This window comes from Halodesulfurarchaeum sp. HSR-GB (assembly GCF_031432215.1).
Taxonomy (GTDB): Archaea; Halobacteriota; Halobacteria; order Halobacteriales; family Halobacteriaceae; genus Halodesulfurarchaeum.
The window spans coordinates 88,094-108,510 of record NZ_JAVKGN010000002.1 but is presented as its reverse complement, the minus strand read 5'-3'; the positions used below and the strand labels follow the sequence as shown (position 1 = coordinate 108,510).

At 48.9% G+C, this 20,417-nt stretch carries 19 protein-coding genes; 11 read left to right on the top strand and 8 right to left on the bottom strand.

From position 1 onward, the window contains the following. Positions 1-377: 377 nt before the first annotated feature. From RH831_RS11065 to RH831_RS11035, 7 genes are all read left to right on the top strand, one after another. On the top strand, positions 378-779 hold the full coding sequence (locus tag RH831_RS11065; RefSeq protein ID WP_310554265.1) for a hypothetical protein: 402 nt from the start codon (positions 378-380) through the stop codon (positions 777-779). Between the two features lie 603 nt (positions 780-1,382). Further along, positions 1,383-2,159 (top strand): STAS domain-containing protein, encoded by a 777-nt coding sequence (locus RH831_RS11060; protein ID WP_310554264.1) that lies wholly within the window; start codon positions 1,383-1,385, stop codon positions 2,157-2,159. Beyond that, positions 2,159-2,527, top strand: coding sequence for an STAS domain-containing protein (locus tag RH831_RS11055; protein WP_310554263.1), 369 nt, complete (start codon positions 2,159-2,161; stop codon positions 2,525-2,527). Before RH831_RS11060 ends, RH831_RS11055 begins: the two co-directional genes overlap by 1 nt. After that, complete coding sequence (locus RH831_RS11050) at positions 2,524-2,925, top strand: anti-sigma regulatory factor (RefSeq protein ID WP_310554262.1); 402 nt, start codon at positions 2,524-2,526, stop codon at positions 2,923-2,925. Before RH831_RS11055 ends, RH831_RS11050 begins: the two co-directional genes overlap by 4 nt. Beyond that, on the top strand, positions 2,925-3,584 hold the full coding sequence (locus tag RH831_RS11045) for a SpoIIE family protein phosphatase (RefSeq protein WP_310554261.1): 660 nt from the start codon (positions 2,925-2,927) through the stop codon (positions 3,582-3,584). Before RH831_RS11050 ends, RH831_RS11045 begins: the two co-directional genes overlap by 1 nt. Beyond that, on the top strand, positions 3,568-8,064 hold the full coding sequence (locus RH831_RS11040; RefSeq protein ID WP_310554260.1) for a PAS domain S-box protein: 4,497 nt from the start codon (positions 3,568-3,570) through the stop codon (positions 8,062-8,064). The genes RH831_RS11045 and RH831_RS11040 overlap by 17 nt, the downstream gene beginning before the upstream one ends. 267 nt (positions 8,065-8,331) lie before the next feature. Continuing rightward, a complete protein-coding gene (locus RH831_RS11035) occupies positions 8,332-9,069 on the top strand; it encodes a hypothetical protein (RefSeq protein WP_310554259.1) in 738 nt (245 codons plus the stop codon). Between the two features lie 78 nt (positions 9,070-9,147). Here RH831_RS11035 and RH831_RS11030 read toward each other — a convergent pair whose 3' ends face one another. The 3 genes from RH831_RS11030 to RH831_RS11020 form a co-directional block, all read right to left on the bottom strand. Then, positions 9,148-9,846: a hypothetical protein gene (locus RH831_RS11030; RefSeq protein WP_310554258.1), complete on the bottom strand. Its 699-nt coding sequence runs from the start codon at positions 9,844-9,846 to the stop codon at positions 9,148-9,150. Between the two features lie 93 nt (positions 9,847-9,939). Beyond that, positions 9,940-10,236, bottom strand: coding sequence for a hypothetical protein (locus tag RH831_RS11025; protein ID WP_310554257.1), 297 nt, complete (start codon positions 10,234-10,236; stop codon positions 9,940-9,942). A 64-nt stretch (positions 10,237-10,300) separates the two neighbouring features. Beyond that, complete coding sequence (locus RH831_RS11020) at positions 10,301-11,182, bottom strand: MBL fold metallo-hydrolase (protein WP_310554256.1); 882 nt, start codon at positions 11,180-11,182, stop codon at positions 10,301-10,303. A 101-nt stretch (positions 11,183-11,283) separates the two neighbouring features. Here RH831_RS11020 and RH831_RS11015 point away from each other — a divergent pair, with 101 nt between their 5' ends. Together RH831_RS11015 and RH831_RS11010 are read left to right on the top strand one after the other, a co-directional pair. Continuing rightward, positions 11,284-12,330 (top strand): hydrolase, encoded by a 1,047-nt coding sequence (locus tag RH831_RS11015; RefSeq protein WP_310554255.1) that lies wholly within the window; start codon positions 11,284-11,286, stop codon positions 12,328-12,330. Between the two features lie 218 nt (positions 12,331-12,548). Next, entirely contained in the window at positions 12,549-12,809 is a 261-nt protein-coding gene (locus RH831_RS11010) for an aldo/keto reductase (protein WP_310554254.1), read from the top strand. A gap of 672 nt (positions 12,810-13,481) precedes the next feature. Here the strand turns inward: RH831_RS11010 and RH831_RS11005 are convergent. The 4 genes from RH831_RS11005 to RH831_RS10990 all read right to left on the bottom strand — a co-directional run bounded on the left by RH831_RS11005 (position 13,482) and on the right by RH831_RS10990 (position 16,830). Then, positions 13,482-14,255, bottom strand: coding sequence for a restriction endonuclease (locus RH831_RS11005; RefSeq protein ID WP_310554253.1), 774 nt, complete (start codon positions 14,253-14,255; stop codon positions 13,482-13,484). A gap of 40 nt (positions 14,256-14,295) precedes the next feature. After that, entirely contained in the window at positions 14,296-14,679 is a 384-nt protein-coding gene (locus RH831_RS11000) for a hypothetical protein (RefSeq protein WP_310554252.1), read from the bottom strand. 383 nt (positions 14,680-15,062) lie between these two features. Next, on the bottom strand, positions 15,063-16,433 hold the full coding sequence (locus RH831_RS10995; RefSeq protein WP_310554251.1) for a hypothetical protein: 1,371 nt from the start codon (positions 16,431-16,433) through the stop codon (positions 15,063-15,065). Between the two features lie 88 nt (positions 16,434-16,521). Beyond that, entirely contained in the window at positions 16,522-16,830 is a 309-nt protein-coding gene (locus RH831_RS10990; RefSeq protein WP_310554250.1) for a DUF3892 domain-containing protein, read from the bottom strand. A 492-nt stretch (positions 16,831-17,322) separates the two neighbouring features. On the opposite strand from RH831_RS10990, the gene RH831_RS10985 reads away from it, so the two are divergent. Beyond that, positions 17,323-18,231, top strand: coding sequence for a hypothetical protein (locus tag RH831_RS10985; RefSeq protein ID WP_310554249.1), 909 nt, complete (start codon positions 17,323-17,325; stop codon positions 18,229-18,231). 230 nt (positions 18,232-18,461) lie between these two features. On the opposite strand, the gene RH831_RS10980 is transcribed toward RH831_RS10985, so the two are convergent. Further along, positions 18,462-18,701, bottom strand: coding sequence for a hypothetical protein (locus tag RH831_RS10980; RefSeq protein WP_310554248.1), 240 nt, complete (start codon positions 18,699-18,701; stop codon positions 18,462-18,464). A gap of 145 nt (positions 18,702-18,846) precedes the next feature. Between RH831_RS10980 and RH831_RS10975 the strand changes: the two genes are divergently transcribed. Then, a complete protein-coding gene (locus RH831_RS10975) occupies positions 18,847-20,226 on the top strand; it encodes a DUF5677 domain-containing protein (RefSeq protein WP_310554247.1) in 1,380 nt (459 codons plus the stop codon). The last annotated feature ends 191 nt before the right edge of the window (positions 20,227-20,417 follow it).

Sequence of the window (20,417 nt, the reverse complement as noted above, 5' to 3'; positions counted from 1 at the left end):
TCCGAGCTCGTCGTCGCAGACATAACTGAGGAAACGATTTAGGATGGGATTTAGAGACGCGCCGGGGTTTTCTCCTGGACGGGTTTGCCGGAGAAATCTCGAGCTATGTCCCTGACTGCATCAGGTGCCGAAGGGAGCGGGCCGTCGTAGACGAGGGTGGTGGTTCTTTCTGCGAATTTGTGCTCGACACCAGTTTTCGTGTCGGTGACTGTGATTTGGGCTTCGGTGGTACTGGTTTCGTAACGGTCGGACATGATAGACTCGCACCGATTCATGGAGGCCAAAAACCAGCAAGAGAACGACGACGACGATGGATTGGATCGAATATGATTTACCTACCTTTTTGATTTGTCTCATTATACAGTTAGAGGAAGACAATGAGCACATTCAAAACCAATCGCGAAAACCTGATTTCTGTGATTCGGTATCCACAAGAGGGCGATCCACAGGCAGCGGTTTCGTATGCTTTCTCTGAATGGGAAGAAGGTCATATGACGAAGATCACCGCCTATAACCCGTTTTCAATGGAAGTCGAAGAAGAGTATCGTATCCCACTCTCGCCAAGGTTGATTCGAGCTGCTCTCGATGAAGGTGGTATCGAGCCAGCGGATGTTGGCTCAGTTCGTGGTATCGAACTATACGATGGGTATGAGGTTGATCCAGCTGACCAATCCGAGTACATCCCTGACGACATTGCCGAGGAAATCGACGATTCAGATTTATCGTTTGATACAGCAAATGATGTCAGGAAGTCGGATAGTGAACAGTTCGGGAGATAAGCATAGGTAGGTCACACGTCCGTTTTGAACCGAGAGTCCTCGAGGCTGGAGAGCGGAGTCACGCTCGTGGGATTCGAGTCGAGGTTCTCTGGATGGAAGGAAACGATCTTCCCCTCCAGGTTGCCGTTGATTTCTTGCTCGAAATAGAAGGCGATGATCGGCTCGTCTTCTTTTCGTTACCCGAGTCGGACCTGGCTATGTTGTAATCGTTCCTGATACGAAGGTGAGAGATCGAGTTTCTGTCGAAATGGCTGAAGCAAAAGAGAACGTGGCCTTTGGAAACGTGATCAAACGAAAAGATCGATTCAGAAAATTCCTGCTTGGTTAATTTCCCAATTTGGGGTTTTAGTTTGATGCATTCGTGGTTCGAAGTCGAAGTTTAAGATTAAAAACTTCAAAATATATATGAATTATTTCGACCGTGCTGAATACATAGCGCGAATTCAGCAACCAGCGAGGATAGTTTTCTACTCAGTAATCGGTTAACAGGACAATTCTCGCCGGTGGGTAGTTTTCAACGAGAGGGTTTCATTCCATGGCATACCATGCAAATATGCTATAATGGTGACAGTATTTATCTGACTAAAGACAGTTATGAAATATATGAGAGAAAATATTCCCCCCGAATTACTCGAAGAATCAATCAACTCCCTTGGGGACCTCTTCTACGTATTTACACCAGAAGGCAGGATCACCGATTGGAACACTCAATTCACAAACGTCACCGGATACTCCGATGAAGAGATTTCGGAGCTGAATGTACCCGCTCTCGTCCCCGAGACCGAGCGAGAACGGTTGAACGAAGCTATAGATACCGTGACCCAGGATTCGGCAAGGGTCACATTTTCTACGGAACTCGAAACCAAGACTGGGAATCGTGTCCCGTACGAATTCCAATGGGCCCAAATCGATACTCCGGAACGAAACGACGGTGCAGTGGCAAGCATTGGTCGGGAGATCGCTGAACCCCACCAAGAGGCAGAAGGTCAAAAGAAATCGTACAAATCCCAGGAACTCTCTGTGCCCATTGTTGAAATCTGGGATGGGATCTTGCTTTCGACGGTCATCGGCAAGTTGAGCTCCGCTGAGGCAGAAACGTTCACAGAAGCACTGCTGGACCGAATTGCCGAAAAAGGGGCTTCGATTGCAATCATCGATATTACCGGAGCTGATTCGGTCGATACGCAAACAGCCCAGCACCTTATCGACACGATTCACGCGGTCAAGCTGATGGGCGGCCAAACCATCATCACGGGGCTTAATCCGGACATCTCCCAGACACTCGTAAAACTCGGGGTCGCGTTCGATGTCGAAACGCGGTCGTCACTGCAGGACGGTCTCAAAACGGCACTCGAACTCCAGGAGGTATCTATCGACTGATGTTGCAAAACAGTGCCAATGTTGTTCGGATTCACGACATTCTGTTGGGGACCTTCCCCAACAATCCCAAGGACGAAATCATCGACGAGTTACAAGAAACGATCCTGGAGGCGATGGATACGTCACAGCCGGAGGGCGTTATCCTCGACGTTTCAGGAGTCGAGTTGATGGACTCGTTTTTTGCTCGCCACATATCCGAGACAGCACAATTAATCGACCTCATGGGGGGAACGACCGTCATTGCCGGGATGCGACCCGAAGTTGCGATCACCGCTGCTGAACTTGGCTATGGTCTCGGTAACGTGGAAACAGCCCGCTCAACTGACCAGGCACTGGAAATATTAGGTGTTAACCGGGACCCAGAATGAGCAATCACACTGGGCGTATCGAAATCGATTCCGAGGACGATATCCTCAAAGCCCGTCAGACAGCCCGTGAAGTAGCAGAAGAAATCGGCCTTGGGACGACCGATACCACCCGGATCGTGACGGCCGTTTCCGAACTCGCCAGGAATATCTATCTGTATGCCGGGGAAGGGTCGATGGAATGGGAGCGGATTCCCGAACAGAATCGGAACGGCCTCACGTTCGTTTTCGAGGACGAGGGGCCGGGAATTGCCGATCCCGAGGCTGCCCTCGATGGGGAATATTCCACCTCGAATGGCATGGGACGGGGATTGTCCGGGACCCAGACGCTTATGGACGATATGGAGATCGAGACCGAACCAGGTGAGGGGACCACTATTCGGATCAGGAAGTGGGAATGATGGGCGCTGACTTCACCACCGAGGAAGAACCAGACAACGTTGACGGCCAAGAAGCAGCAAACCAAATTCCAGTCTCGATTGGAGCCGCAACGAGGCCAATATCGGAGGGCGAACCAAACGGAGATTCGTTTGTCTCCAAGTCGTGGAACGAATCGACCCTTGTAGGTGTCATTGATGGCCTCGGCCATGGGCCTCGCGCCCACAAAGCGTCAACTGCTGCTCGTGAGTACGTCGAGTCCCATGTGGAGAGGTCATTAGATTCGATTTTTCGAGGAGTTGACAGGGCCTGCATCGGAACTCGCGGTGTCGTGATGGCCCTCGCAAAATTCGATTGGACGGCTGGGACGATCACGTTTGCCAACGTTGGAAATATCAACGTGAGAGTAGCCGGGCCCGAGTGGACCGGATTCATCGTTCGACGTGGCGTCCTCGGGGGAAACAATCCGGAAGTTTCTGTTGTCACTCGGGACTGGCAGCCATCGTTTACCCTTGCCTTGTTCTCCGACGGGATCTCGACCCGGTGGAAGTGGCAGGATATCCGAAACGGGGAACCGGAATCGGCCGCCACGTTGGCGAACCGATTGCTCGAAGAGTATGGCAAATCCGACGATGATGCCACGGCCCTCGTCGTCACCCAAACCAATGACCGACCAGATTGAACAAATCCTGAAGAGCGTGAAAGCACGGAGCAGCCCAGAACTACACCAAGAACTGGAAACGCTCTCACAGGAGATAGACGATCTTCAGGCCGAAAACGAACAACTGCGTGAAGCAAAAGAATCCCTCCAAACCGAACTGAAGGAAACGACCAAGGGCACGCTCGAATTGGCGTCCGAGATGGAGGAACGGTATCAGCGGCTCTTCAAAAGTGCCCACGAAGGGATTTACACGGCGACCGAGAGTCTTGACGAGTACGACCTCGCGAATCCGGCATTTGCGGATCTGCTTGGATACGAAAGTGGGGAGGCGTTATGCGAGGCCGTCGACAGCATCGAAGACGATGTTTTTGTGGATTCTGACAAATATAAGCGGTACGCTGATACGCTGGACGCCGTCGGAGAAATCAACCAATTCGAATATCAGGTGCGCACAGCAGAGGGTGAGACCCGATGGGTTTCCGACAGTGTGAAAGTTCTCAGAGATGATCAGGGTGGTTTCGAGGGATACAGGGGCGCGGTCATTGACATCACCGAAAAGAAAAACCAAGAAGAGGCTCTCAAACGCCAGACAAACCTCAGCATCGTCCTCAATCGAGTCTTGCGACACAATTTGCGTAACGACATCTCCGTGGTTCGGGGCTATACTCAAATGATGGCTGAAAAGCTGGATGATACCAACTATGGGGAGAAAGCCCTGAAAACCATTGACAGTCTCATCGAACTCAGCGAGAAAGCCCGTGTACTAGACCAATTAATCTCCAGCGACGCCAACCCCGAACCAGCCGATATCCCGGCCCTTGTTGAGGAGATCGCCACGCAGATGAGACAGGAGAATTCCGCTGCGACAATATCAGTCGAGACGCCAGATGAAGGGGTCACGGCCGAAGTGCTTCCGAGTTTCAAACGTGCCATTGAGGAAGTCGTCGAAAATGCCATTAAGCACAGCGGTGATAACCCCCGCGTCGACATAACAATCGAGGCGAATCCCGACGATATACAGATCCGAATCGCCGACAATGGACCGGGTATCGAAGAGCAGGACGCCTCAGTTTTTCGGTCAGGATCGGAGACCCCCCTGTTGCATGGCAGTGGGTTGGGACTGTGGCTGACGAACTGGATCGTGACCAGCCAAGGGGGCCTCATCGATGCCACCGCCACAGAAGAAGGGACGACACTGTCGGTTTTAGTCCCGAAAACCCCATCAGAAGGGGCTCAAAAGCAACTGAACGATTTGGTCAGAGCCCGTGATCAGTACAAATCAGCCTTTGAAGAGGCCGGCGACGGTATGACAATCACCGATGATGAAGGCCACATTCTGGATCTGAATAACGAAGCGGCTCGAATTTTTGGAGTCGACCAACAGGAAATGATTGGTCGGCCGATACGGGAATTCCTCCCCGAGGATTTCGACTTCGAAGCCGAATGGGGTGAAATCAAAGCCGCTGAAATGAAACGCGATGAGGTGGAAATCGTTACGGGTGACGGCGGGATATGCCCCATCGAATATACTGCGAAAAGCCATATCGTCCCCGGTCAGCATCTCATTGTTAGCCGGGATATTACCGAGCGGAAAAAACGCGAAACCAGCCTCCGGAAAAAATCTGCTCGTCTCGAAGTGCTCTTCGAAAATTCGCCGGATATGATCGATGTGCTTGACCCGGAGGGTACCATTCTTGATGTAAACCGGCGGCTTTGTGAGGATTTAAACTATAATAAAGACGAGTTGCTTGGGACACCCATCTGGGAGCTTGATCAGCAGGTTGAGGCGGAGGATGTGAAAACACTGCTTTCGGATTTCGATCATGGTGAACGGCGGCAATTCGAAGGGAGGTATGAACGTCGGGATGGGTCTACGGTACCCGTTGAAGTCCACTTGCTTCATTTAGAACTCGACGGGAAAGACCGGTTTATCGCAGAGAGCAGAGATATTACGGAGCAGAAGGAGCGCGAACGTAACCTTCGTAATCTCAGGGAACGCTTCGAACTGGCGGTCGAGGCTGCTGAACTGGGAGTCTGGGACTGGGACATGACCACTGGCGAAGTCGAGCTCAACGAACAGTATGTCGAGATGCTCGGCTACACCAAGGAGGAATTCGGGCACCACGTCGATGATTGGAAAACGCGTATTCACCCCGACGACCGTGAACAGATGGAGGCTAGATTGGACGTTCACACTGCAGGCGAGACGGAATACTTTGAAACTGAGTACCGATTGCAAACGGCCGAGGGCGATTGGATGTGGCTACAGAGTTTGGGAAAAATCGTGGACCGAGACGATGAAGGGGACCCGCTTCGTTTCGTGGGAATCCAGTTTGATATCTCCGAGCGCAAAGCACGGGAGCGGAAACTCCAGGAAACCAAGCAGCGCCTCGAAGGCATCATCAAACTGTCCCCCGAACCAATCTGGGTGTTAGATACCTCGGGGACTGTCATTCTGTGGAACGAAGCTGCCGAAGACGCATTCGGATACCCAGCGGAGGAGACTATCGGAGCGCAACTACAATCCCTGGCTCTTTTCACCGACGAGCAATCTTCACGATTCCAAGAGCGGTTCGAGCGGGTGGTAACCGGTGAAACGATAACCGGCTTGGAAGTAGAACGAGAGCGAAAAGACGGGACTCCAGTACACTTGAGCATTTCGGCGGCACCGCTTCGGGACGCCTCGGACTCCGTCACTGGGATAATCGCGGCAGGCCAGGATATAACGGAAGTCAAAGAGCGCGAGCAGAAGATACGCGATCTGAACCAGCAACTCCACACAGAGAAACAGCGCTATGAGTCGCTTTTCAATAGCATACAGGATGCGATTCTGGTCGCTAATACCGACCGTGAAATCATCAATTGCAATCCGGCATTCGAAGATCTGTTCGGGTATGAACTCGAAGAAATCGAAGGCAAACACACGAAATACGTGTATGAAAGCGAGGAAGAATATGAGGCCATGGGGGAGGCGATTGAGGGACATATAGGGGATCCCGAGTTTACGTACACGGTAACCTATGAGACGAAGTCAGGCCAGACGTTCCCAGGAGAAACCAATATCTTCTATCTGCGGAATCCTGCGGGCGAAATCGCGGGTTTCATCGGTGTTATTAGGGACCTGTCAGAGGTCAAAGAACTCACCAAACGGCTCAACATCGTCCTTGCTGGAACAGATTCGGCTGTCTGGGGGTGGGATTTGGAGAACAATACGGTACACTGGTCCGACACGATGGAACAACTGTTCGGGTTTTATCCTGAGACGTTTGAGGAGAGCATCGAAGCCTTCGCCGAGTATGTCCATCCTGAAGATTGGGAGAAAGTAGTGAGAGACTTCCAAGCGGCTATCGAGTCTGACGGACGGGTAGAGACGGAGTTCCGCATCCGACCAGAGGACGGCAATCAGGTCTGGGTCGAAGCCCGTGGTCAGGTGCATGAGAGTGCCAACGGGAACAGGCGGATGACCGGTATCATTACTGATATCACAGACCGGAAAAAGTGGGAGGAGGAGTTGGTTCAGTACGAAGCTGCCTTCAAGAAAGCCGGGGATGGCATGACGATTACCGATGACGAGGCACGCATTCTGGATGTGAATGAAGAAGCCACCCAAATATACGGAGTGGAGAAACAGAAGTTGGTCGGTCGGTCGATGAAGGATTTCCTGCCGGACGATTTCGATTTCGAAGCCGAATGGGGCGAGATCCAGGCAGCCAAAATGAAACGTGATGAAATGAAGATTGTCAGTGCGGACGGGGGAGTGAATCCAGTCGAATATACGGCGAAAACCGATATCGTCCCTGGACAACATCTCATCATCAGTCGGAAAATCACTTCTATGGAGATGACAAAACAGCAAAAGCGAGAGGAAAAATTGCAGCGACAAAATGAGCGTCTCAACGAGTTTGCTAGTGTTGTCTCCCATGACCTTCGCAATCCGTTGAATGTCGCCAAAGGACGGATAGCCATTGCTCAAGAAGAGTATGATAGCGATCAATTGGATACTGCAGCGAGAAGTATTGAGCGAAGTTTCGACCTGATTGAGGATACGCTGACACTTGCCCAAGATGGCCAACAAGTAAGCGAAATGCAACCTGTTGATGTTGGCAGTCTTATCGAAACGTGCTGGAAGGATTTCGATACAGCCAACGCGACAGTTGCTGTTGATCTCGATCAAACGATACAAGCCGACAGAAGCCGCCTTCGGCAACTATTGGAGAATCTCATCCGCAACGCGGTTGAGCATGGTGGGGACGACGTGGTCGTGCGAGTGGGAGCACTCCCTGATGGGTTCTACGTGGAGGATGACGGCCCTGGCATTCCAGAAGACGAACGCGAATCGGTGTTCGAACCTGGCCATTCGAATACGCCCGACGGAACAGGCTTCGGGTTGGCGATTGTCAGGCGAATCGCCGAAGCCCATGGGTGGGAAGTGCACGTGACTGAAGGAGCAGATGGAGGGGCCCGGTTCGAGTTTAGGGATATCGAAGTTGTTGCTGAATAGATGGTCTATATACAGCAGTCCGGTTTTGATATTATCTGAATGAGTACAAACTGAATTTGCTGAATAGATCGCGCATATTTAGCATCAGACTCTACCAATATTCTATTCAAAACATCAATATACAGGAGGTTAACGCAGACCACATAGGGCATAAAGCAACTTTTGAAATATCTCGACCAGATATCCAATCAAATCGGAGTAAATTACGAACTCCCAAAAAACCAATTGAGGACCAATTCTAAGGCTAATAACCTATTATGGAGACATATGGGAGAAGAGTATATTTTTTATGGCGAGATCCGGCCTCATCAAGCAAACCTAGACATTCCCACAGAACTGGAAACAACCGTCAGCAAAGGTAAGCATCCAGGTCAAGCTAAGGTTTTTATCGAGGATTCGGAAGTTGCTGTTGTTTATCAACTGAATGTCTCACTGGCAGATTTACACTCATTCAAAAATCTAATAGAAAATTTGCTCCAAAGTATTATAGACCCCATCTGTTTTATTACCGGGAGAGTTCTTGACGCTGAAATATCTCAGGTAGAGTTACCAGACGGCAAAGCCGTCACATTTGAATCGAACATTCCCGAGCTTGCAGATGTCGAACCTGACGGAAAGATTCTTGACAATATGCGCAGAATAATGACACTCTACGATGGGGAATCAGGGACGCTTCTACGGTTGAGTCTCGCTGATTATATTCTAGCAATGAAATCGCATCATGAAACCGGATTCTATTGCTACAGGGCAATCGAATCTATCAGGCAGTATTTTCATACTGATGAACAAAGTAAGTCTGATTCCTGGGAAGCATTGAGAGAGACGCTGTCGGTTGATGAGGATGCAATTCGCGACATAAAGGAATTTGCCGACCCACGTCGCCACGGAGATTATGTTGAACTGCCAGGCCAAACAAGGAAGGAAATGCTCCTACTTACGAGAGATATAATATTCGACTTCATAGAGCACATGGAGGAAAATACCGGCTCAAAGACTTCCGCGTAATAGATTAGCAAGTCACGTCCTCAAGTGATATCCCGAATTTTTGACGTCAGAGCAGTTAAACTACTGTCTAATCAATAATCAAGCCTCAGTTCCCGGTGTCAGATTTTCCGATACAGTCGATTGCTGGGCATTATAAAAATCGATGAACAGGTAATTCACAAAGGTTTTATCAAACTTATTTTTCCGATTCCAAAAGACTGCGACGCCAACAAGTGCAGCGATGGTAATACCACCAGTTACGGTAAGTGAAGGGAGAATTACATGTCCAAGAATGCTAAGGAGACCAAAAATAGCGATCACTACGAGTAGGGACCATGATGCCGCCCACATACTCCGATGAAAGGAATAGAGTGCCTGAAACCGCAGGGCTCGCGTATAGGAAGTCGTCGCAAGATAACTCAGAACCATCTTCAATAGCTTTCCGTGATGGTCAAAATCAGATGGTAGCGAAAACCGTTGTTCGCATAACGTCAAAAATGATTCTTCAACGTGAGTAATTGAGATCGGCGCCGTAGCTGGCGTCTCATTTTGAATCGCGGCGAGTGTATCACCGAAGGTTGTGGGTGAATCAGTCCAACTGCCCAGCGCCTGCAGTAAATGGCCGGTTACATATGCTAGTGCAAGAAATCCGCCGACAATCACACCATTGGGAAGGCCCTGTATCAGCTGATCAACCTGGAGTAGAATAATGAGAGCACCGACCCAGAGCGCGCCAGGAACGAGATTTGTGATGACATCATAGAATCCCAGTGCTCGGAAGCTTCGCTCAAGAGCCATAGCTTGTTACAACGGATAGTCCGATAACCTATATATCATCTCATATGCAGCACAGAAGGGTCTATTGAGATACACACTTGATTGAAAATGGGATTATGCCGACGCGAGAATCTGTTGTTCGACGGCAGTCAAATCTGCCCCGGACCCAAAAATCTCCCTGAGGATCTCACCAGCGAGCCACGCTCCCCCGACCAGGACGATTGCGCCCGCAATAGCCTCACCCAACGAGGGTTGCTTAGACTGCTGCTTCGACGTAGCCATAGTCGCTGCAGGTTCCTGAATGTCGTCGAAAAGTCCCATTGATGACGTCTTGGCAGTGGGAACTACATTCTGGACCTCAGTGCCGTCACCGAGACCACCTTTCTGTACGGAATCAAACGTAGATGTCATTGACTGTCATTAGCGTGTGACGATTTATAAATACTTGGTAGAAATTGACGAGTGTAAAAGTTGATCAGTCGATTCGTACACGGTACCCATCGTCGTCAATTCCGAGATCGATGACACCATCCTGTCTAGTCGTGACAACACTCCGACTAGTGGTTGATCCTGACCGTCGAAAAACGGTAGCACCAGTTGCTTGCGCACTGTATTTCTGGCTTGCATTCGTTGACCCGGCTTTCGCGTCCGAGATCGCGACTAAATCTGGCGTCGTATACTTGAATAATTTCGGAGTGTAGCTGCTCTCACGACCGTGGTGAGGTGCGATGAGAACATCCGTACCACGTAAGTCATCCTGTACCGAGGACTTTTGCAGAAGAGTTTCGATGGCCTCCTTTTCAAGGTCGCCAGCAGTGACAAGTTTGAACGATCCAAATTCAAGGACCGTCAAGATACTCAGATTGTTGAGGTTCACCGTCTCATTATCCGTTAAGCCCTCGATCGGTGCCGTTCCAGCCTCTTCTAATGAAAGGATGTGATGAGAAAAGGTCAAACCGCCATTCCAGGAAGGCTTACTCGGTGAAAAGGTCGCTCGTTGATCGTAAGTGTCAGTGAGTGTCAGATAGGCCTCCGTCACAGCCTGATAGTGTGAACGGTCGGGATAGAGGTCGTTTTTCCGCCTTCTGATGTACTTGTCTGCTTCGTCACGTCTAGCGACTACTTCAGGTGAAAAGTACGATTGAAATTCGGGGAGATCTTCGATGTGGTCCTCATCCGGATGCGTGAGTACCAGATAATCAACCGAGTCAACACCGTGCTGTGTATGAATATGGCGACTGGGCGAAAAGCCGTTCGCGTGCTGACCGAGATCGATAATCGCGTTACGTTCTGGCCCTTTTATGAAAATGGCATCCCCCCGCTCGACGTCCCAAATATAGATTTCAACAGCAGCCATACATTCATTAGATTAACCGGCCGCTTAGGAGGTTCGGATAAAGCGAAAAAAGAACTGTCACCGCAAAAGAAACATACGGGATTGGTGCGTTTTCACATCTAATGCTCTATAATCATCTCCAGGTTCATTTTTTGAACGTCGACCACGGTGATTGTACTATCGTTCGGCACCCTGGAGATCAGCATCGGGACGAAGGACGAATATCTGTTATCGATATCAACGATTGGCCAGAGCAGAAGGACTATGTCGAAGAAGACGACATCGACAGTCTAGAATACTATCTTCAATTTCCTGTGAAGGACAGGCAACAAAGCCGCTCAACAGGAATTCGGCAAAAAAGTCAAATTAGCCCAAAAGAGTACGCTCAGGAGTATCTCAATGATCCAATCGGGTATTACAACGAGAATTTTGACGAGGTGAGGCACAAGGTCTGGCGCTTCATCGCAACTCATCCAGATATGGATCATCTATCGGGGTTGAATCGACTTGATGAAGAAATTGGATTCAGTGTGTTTTGGGATACCGATCACAACCGCGAACGTGATGGAGACGACTGGTATGAAGTCTATGAGTGGGCCGATTGGGAACTCTATAAAGACATTCGAGAGGGAAAAACGGACCACGACAATATCCAGCCGACTCGAGGGCAACAAAAGAAATACTGGGAGCACGACAATATCGAGATCCTTCATCCATCCCCTGAGTTTGTTCGGGAACTTAATGAACAAAATGGCAATCGGAAAGAGCCAGAATATAACGACTACAGCTACGTTCTAAAAATTCAACATGGGTCACGCTCAATCTTGCTCCCTGGAGACGCCGAAGAAGAAGTGTGGGATGAAATCTTAGAATACTGGGGACCTGAAGTTCTCAAAGACGTCCATGTGCTAAAAGCGGCCCATCACGGACGCAAGGATGGCTTCCATAGAGAGGCCGTGGAGGCTATGGATCCCGATTATGTGATCGTGAGTGTCGGGGAGAAAGACGATCAGGACGCCTACGATAACTACCGCTCAGCATGTAGTAATGAAACAGAGATACTGTCGACCCGTCAATACGGTCGGATCAAGGCAATTTGTACTCGTCCGAACTCGATTATCGTCGACAAGGCAGTACCAGATGGTATCTTCGATCTCCCCAACAGCTGAGCATTATATCTGTAATTTGGGCCGAAAATCGTTCACTTTCTAATCGGATTTTTCCTACCTCTCAAACGCAGTGTGAAGGTCGAAATATTCGAACCGAGATCAACAATATCGGGAATCCGCAGACCTCCTCGAACGGACGCTGGTCCGCAATATAGACGTGTCATCCCTTTGATGGTACCAGCTATCCGCCTCACCGCTGGCCCGCTCCGAATTCCTCAATGACGATACGATTCTGGAGATTGACGATAAAACGTGACCGAACGCCGGCCCAAGCCATCCTCCGCTGGGCCTACGAGAAGGATGTGGTCACCGTCCTGAAGTCTACTTCCGTGAAGCACAACCACAAGAACCTAGGGCTGTTCGACTGGAAACTCGACCCGGAGGACCCTGATCAGATTGACAACCTGGACCGCGGCGAACCAGTTTACGATGCCCGCGGCCAGAGCTGGGACGACAACATCAGAGACATCCCGAAGTGACCATCCCCGTGAATGATGAGCGGAAACTTCGCCCCGAGTTGATCGAAAAGAAAATAGAGCGAGAAATATCTCCATGAGAAGGAAGTGATCGAGAAATTCGTAGGCTGGCTCACGAGTAAATACCGAATTGGTCGGCATGGTGATCCGCGTAACTCTTCAACCGAAGACTCACACGGAAAACATACGAAGTGCCGAGTTCCAGCTGGGCTGGTTATCACTTTAAATTCTAACGGTTATTCCGTGATGAATCGTTCATCGCGGGTCGAATCTGAATGCAGATGAATTGGGTCTATTCTCATCTATGCCCTGAACTCGGGTCCCATTAGGCAGCCAACAAATTTCCATTCCATTTCTGGGTGGTGACTTCTCGTGGTCTCCAAACTCCTCTTTACTCGAAGTAGACCCCATCCTATAGAGATTTTCTTCTCAGTCGAGATTACGATCGAATCCCAACCTACGTAGCTACCGTCAATAATTCCCTGCTGATTAGATAGCGATAATTCAGCATCGGAGTGTTGTCGATACAGCCTGCTTAGATCCTGCAATATCGAGCCCGCATCACTCCGGTCCGAAAATCCCTACAACAACTCCAATAGTGTGTCATTGTGGGTTTGTGGTCTAAATCAGTAAGAAGTCCCATAACCAAAGGAGGGTCAGATCATTATTTGAAGGCTATTCTATTGTCACGTCTTCAATTACGAACAATACATACGCAATTAACGCCCACCCAAGAGTCAATAGCGATAGTACCACCCACGCCCCCCTTTTCAGCTTTTTAGACGTAAACGGGATCGCTACTCCCCTATTATCAGCAATGAGGAGGGCCATTCCTGCCGGAACAAATAACCAACCGAGTGTGGACCAAGTTTCAGAAGCCAATGGTAATGAAGGATAAATCATCCCTAGCCAGCTCAATAACACGACGACACTAACAGGTATGAGATATCCAAACGGAGTGATCCCAAAGAAGCGGTTTCCTTCGTCAGCCCGAGTCCCGAAAATCAGGTGGGGTAGCGAATAAACAGATTCCGAGACAGTTTGGGCCACCTCTCTTGGTCCTGTATTTGATCGTCTGTAATCCGCAATAACATCTTTTCCCCCGGATTCTTTAACCAGACGTGCGAGTTGGGGACCGTCCACCAATTTCACATCAAGATCATCTGCCCGCTCTTCTGCGTCCGAAGTGAACTCACCCGTTGTTATTACCGCCACTGAATCCGCATCTTCCTGACGCTTAAGACTATGATATTGCTGGATATCTGGTCCTGAAACTGTTGAATTATTACCATAACGTTTGGCTTGGATTACGATTTCCTGATCCACAGGCAGGTCTTTTCGAGCGATGACATCCACGCCTGCATCTCTACTCACATCCGTGACTTCCGTTTGCCACCCATGAGCGGCCCAAAGGTCCGCCACGAAGTATTCAAATTCCTCATCACCCATCACCTGGAGCTCGCGAACTAATTCTTGAATCTCAGACATATTAACTCACGTAATCTATAGCGGGAGCCACTCGGTGTTTGGGAATCAAAACGTCTTGCGAGGAATCCTCTTCAACAATGAAATTATATGTGAAGATTGTTTCATCTACCTCTCCCTCATCAACATTCGTTTCTTCCGAGATTGCAACTACACTCTGGGGGACTTTATCTCCGGATATTTCCTCTAAATCGGCTGCAACACGTTTGTAAACCAAGAACAGAATTACCTTCTCCTCCGCCTCAAGTGATTCGAATTCCAAAGAAAAAACGGGCTCGCCACTGTCAGGATCAATATTAATGTAAGGTTCTAACACCTGGCTCAGATTCTGTTTGTCGTATGGCTCCTCATCAGCATATAGATCCTGCAACGGGTCTTTTCCACCCATGATATGTCCACATTTAGCTGAAACTACTTAGTCTTCGACAACATCTCCGAGATGAATAGAAGGAGCGTATCAGTCATATGGTTACCACAGTAGATCGAGCGGCAGATCGCCAGCGTGGTCCGGGCTAAATACGGTTCAGCCTAACTGCATGACCCGATTGTGTAGGTCAAAACTGAAGTCAGGGACGCCAATGAGGTCGCGGTAGTAGACAACGGGATGGATCCAACCAGGCACACCGACCAAATGAAGAGTTACAAGGTGTGTTAACCGAATCGATGGACGACCTCCACCAGCACATCCATACATAGTGACTTGATAGAAAATATAGAGATACCACTGTCTGAACCAAGACTCGTTTATCTTATCACATGATGTTTGGTGAACTACTGGTCGTCGGGTAGAAAGTCGTCGGGAAGGTCATCATAGATTTGGTCAACGATGTCGTCACGAAGTTGGTCGGTGACACGTTCAATAATGGTTTTGAAAAAGATGAGTTTCTTTGCGGCCTCCAAATCGGAATGGTAATCAGCCACGTTCCCATGGAGGATCGGATTACGTTCCTCGTATAACTCATCAACAAAGTATTCAGAAATTGCTTCGTTCAAATAGTCCTGCACTGCGGTGTTTTGGACAAGATCGCGGATGCGAGGTTTTTGGATCTCGTTCCCGTTGACACTTTGCAGGGAAAGGTCGTTGTGATCGCGGGGATTGAACTGCCAAAAATTGTCGTAGTCAGTATTGAGATAAATGGTCTCTCCCGCTTGCTGGTTTAGGTAGGCTCCATAGATCCAGAGGAGAAACTCGGTCTGGGGCAAGATGAGATTGATAACTGAGGCGTACCGCTCATCGCGATAATTATCGACCACTTCCTGCATGAGGTCCTCGCGTTCGCGAAACGATGGGAGCTTCGCAACCTCCTCCAGCAAATCATCGAAGTACCCCTCGCGTTCAACCTCGTCAACGACGAATGACTCATCGAAGTCGCCCTGTTTGTACTTCTGATATACTGCCCGTGCCTGTGGGATCGTGAGATCCGTTAACCACCGTAGCGGGAAACCTTCATACTCCTCTTCAAACCTGTAAAGCTGGGTATAGAGCCTCGGTTTGAGAATTTGGAGGGCATAATGTTTATGAATGCGATACTCATCTCCGTCAATCGTCGCTATCTCAGATTGGAGATCGGACTTGTCGTATGGAAAACTCTCCACCCTGCTTCTCGTATTTCTCAGGATGGAGAGTCTATCAACCAATTCTTTGTTCTCTGGATCCTCAAGAATCGGGTCGCGTAACCGTTCAAGGATCTCATTCTTATCGTCTCGGTCCGATTCTTCTATCTCCACGATCTCCTCGTAACTGTCGCCAAACAGATCCCGACGCGTCTCCTCGATATACTCATCAATTTCGTCAAGCACCGGCGTAGCGTTCCGCTGATACCGTTTTTCCAAATCGTTAGAGACCGCTCCCCGCTCAAAATCTACTTTTACTTGGTCCAATACCTGGCGTCCTTCCTTAGTCGAGAGATAATGATCCAGTTCCACCTTGCTCACATAGGACGTCAGCATGATGACCTGGACCAAGTCGAGTGCCACTGACAGATCGTCATCAAATAGCTCATGTTCGATCCAGAAACGCTTGTGTACCGCATTCATCAGGTCGCGAAGAAGCGGATCCTCCTCGACCTTCTCCATGACAAAATCAAGATATTCCTCTTTATCAATATCGTCAGGAATGTCATCCGGAATTTTACCCGACATAATTAATCACGCCGTTATTTAACATTATAGAGATTGGTACTCAGTCGAAGATACAAGCCGGTGTCAAGGAATGCCCACCGAGACCATGTTAGCCCCAGCCTCGGCATTCGCGGAGGTTATTGAGGTTGTTATCTTCAGTTTCGTCGGCGGTGGAACGAAGTGTGGTTTGGCCGCAGGTTCCGCACTCGTATTTATGGACTTCGGCCGTCTGGCTGGTAGACTCGCTTTTGGTGTAAAACTCGTCATTGCCATCCATCGCGACTAATACTTCGTTGAGTTCCCAGCGTCGACTCGCCTTGTCGGGGTCATTCCCCGTACCGACAGCAACGATGTGGGCCTGGTCGTGCGGTTCACTAGGCGGATCCTGTTCCGTGCACACGATGCGGTACGATGTCATCGGTGAATCTCGTTATCAAATGACGGACTGCGAGATACTTATAATTGAGTTACATGGTTTCATGTAGCAAAGATGTAAACGGGTTCAAAGAGGAAACAAGCGAAGTCGTCATGCTGTATTCTACTCTCTGTATGCAGAACTTGTCAGAAGGGAGCATCAGGGCACTAACAAAAACTGACGGTTAATCCGCTACGAAGCGTTCATCGCATCCCATTTGGAAAATTCGCCGGGGATATCTCGAGAGATCTATGAAAACTGGGCATTGACTATAAGTTATTAATTCTCCAGCATGAAGGGGCGTTCTAGGGTTGGGATTTTCCCCACAGTTGTTCGTATCTATTGCCCATTTTGGCCATTTGGTGGCGAGGTATGCTTAAGGTAATATCGGTGTAACAAATCATAGAGTCTGAAAATTATTTTGTCAAAAAGCGGCTTAGATTTCCTTGTGATTCTACACCAAACAATAATATCGTTCAACCAGTGTCGTAAACTATGCTGTCCCTTGACCAATTTCGTGCTCAAGGTATTATCTCAGAAGCAGATACAGAGACAATAGAATCATACGAATCGAACCGCAGCCACTATCGGGAAAATAACTTCACATATATTCCTATTCCGTCTTCGGATAAATACTATCATGTAACTGATGAGGAGTTACGGGATATTGACGAGGATCAGTATATTCCGCCTGAGCTCTCAATGATGGCTGCCTTTGAGCGACTTGAAAAGCATCCTTTTCTGCTTGTTGACCTATTCATGGATTTTGAATATCCCGACGAAGGAGATCAAGATTTTGTGCCGTCTGGTGAATCAAATTACGATATTATGGGTGAAACATATACTGCAAGTGAAGTTGTTGAGGAATCAGACTCCCTACTGGACGAGCTCTCTGATAAGGAAAGCTATGCCGAGAAGCAAGTCAATGATATATTATGGTTTAATGAAGAAAGATACCACATTCTAACTTTGGCAGATGTAAACAAACGACGTTCACGAGAGTTGTTCTATCATGTCCTTTCTGAATTTGAAATTGAACTTTCCAACCTGATTAAATCACATTACCCGAATTCAATTATTCCAGGGGTGAAGGAAACAGAGATAGAACGTTGGTATAGAGCGAAAATTGACGAGTTGGAGATTCACATCACAGAACACATGAATCTATCCTCGTTGTTGAAAGTGGGAGGAAAGAATGAGGAGATACGGGGGAGTTTCGGATTTTCGTCGCGCAGCCAATTTGATGAGCATTTGGGAGGTCTGAATGATCTTCGGCACAAAGTAATGCATCCCACACGGGCATTAGTACATGACAAACAGGATCTTGAGGATCACGTTGATCGCGTTCGTCGCACCCAAGATGTGCTAAAGACTCTGGAAGAGAATAAACCAATAGATATCTAATGGGATACTCCTGGTAAGTAGTAAATGACAAAATCTAGTCTCTATAGGGGCTTAAATGGATTCCGTAGCAGCCACACATCACGGGGTCGGCAGTAAGGATTTATTGCCAAAAAATGCCGGCTCTGGATTTCATTGCTATATTATAGCTATTATCGAAATTGGGTACAATCGACCGCTGATAAATACCTGATGCATTTGCTGAAGAAAACATTTAGATGAAAGCTACAAAATTAACTCATTTCGACTGTCCAATCTCCATCAGCATAGGGGCTATCAATGGATTCCAAAAATTCCATAACTTCATTCTCGATTTTTGATGGCGTAATAGGCCTTCTCACATTGACTTGGTGAATTCTATCATTCTCGCTCACAAGCTGTATTTCGAAGTCATGCTTCTCATTTGGTGTTTCATAGAATCTGGCTATGATTCCGCCTTCTGGGTCATCAATAGTCGCTTTCAGGTCTCCCATAAATTGGGAAAGTTTCCGGCACAAAATAAATCCCTATCCCAGGAAAGTTGAGCCAGATAGGCTTATTGGATTATGTAGCTCTGATCGTCTACTCCCAAAGTTCCATCAATCCTCTCCGCAGAAATTCACGTAAGACCAGACCAGTATGCCTCCTAACGACAGTGACCCCTTCCTCAAAGCGATCAAAGACCAGTTTCGCCAAACCATACAGGAAGAAGACGTAGAAGAAGACATCACACAAGACGATATCGCGGATGCCACCAGCGAAGTCATCAATAGCCTCGGAGAGGACATGTACCATCAGGTGCGAGACAACGATGAAGGTCTGCGACGGCTCCATGAAACCAAGGCCGAATTTGAAAGCGGCATCGAACAACGCTGGGGCGTACCCCTAGAGTTGCTCGAACGATTCATCGTTTGGTCCCAAGAAACAGGCGAGGCAATCAACTCCGAACACCGCCTCCAGGCTGCAGAAAAGCAAGATTTTGCCTTTGACGCCCTGACACGCCTCCACGCACGAGCCGTCCAAGTTTCAATGGAGATCCACAATCTGCTCAAGGGCGGTTTTGCCGACGGTGCATTCGCCCGGTGGCGGTCACTCCACGAAATCTCGATCACCGCCTCCTTCATCAAACAGGCAGGGACAGACACCGCGAAACGATTCCTACACTATCGGTATCTGTGGGAATACTACTTCGCACAGACGTATCAGGATCACGCCGAGGAACTCGGAGACGATGAAGTTGAAGATGAAATAATAGAATCGCTGAAGGAAGGGAAGGATGAGCTCGTGGATCGATTTGGTTCAGACTTCGACGACAACGGATATGGCACCGGATGGGCTGCAGAAGCATACGATGGTAGCGGCGGACCGTCAATCAGAGATTTGCAGGACGCCGTGGATCTAGGCCACTACCAACCGTATTACCGGTTGGCCAGCGAATCCGTCCACGGCGGATCTAAGGGCACGCTCGACCGGCTGGGACTTCTCAATATCCCGGATATGGAACAACCTGACCTTCTCTTAGCTGGGCCGTCGAACGCAGGATTAAGTCGCCCCGGTCAACTGACAGCGCTGTCCTTGGCCCAGATAACGTTCGCCTTCATCAACTACCAGTCCTCGACAGTCCACGTTGCGGAAATGAAGGGGATGCAACGGCTTGTGGACGACATCACTGAGTCTTTTGCTGAGGTTTCGGTGGAACTGGAGCAGGACGAGCGAGACTCATTGGAAGAGTGGGCTGACCAAGATATCATCGATATTGCCTTGAATTACATCGGCGCGCCAGCATTGTTCACCGACGAGGTTGTACGTGGCCATACCGATTTTGACTCCCGGGCCGAGTTAGAGCAGGCGCTTTCAGTTTTGCTTGAAGAAATGACCGATGTTGATGAGCTACCTGAAGAGGTCGATGAGACGGTCACCAACAATTCTGAGTACGACTCATTAGAGAACCTGATTGATGTTGCCTTTGAGGAGTGGGTTCGACGGGAAGTCGATCTGTCCGAGTTCGACATTGACTGATGATTCTGAGGAAGACAGGTCGTTGATTCCCCCTTGGCTATGTTGTGATCCTCGGCCAGTGATAGGTTTTAGCCGTCGTGATGAATACATGGTCTGGGCCTTGTTTAGACGCCAAATTTCGGAGGTTGCAGAGCTTCTGACGCGCTCCCTGGGCTTCCAATCGGGATCATGGTGAGATAATTCACTTAATT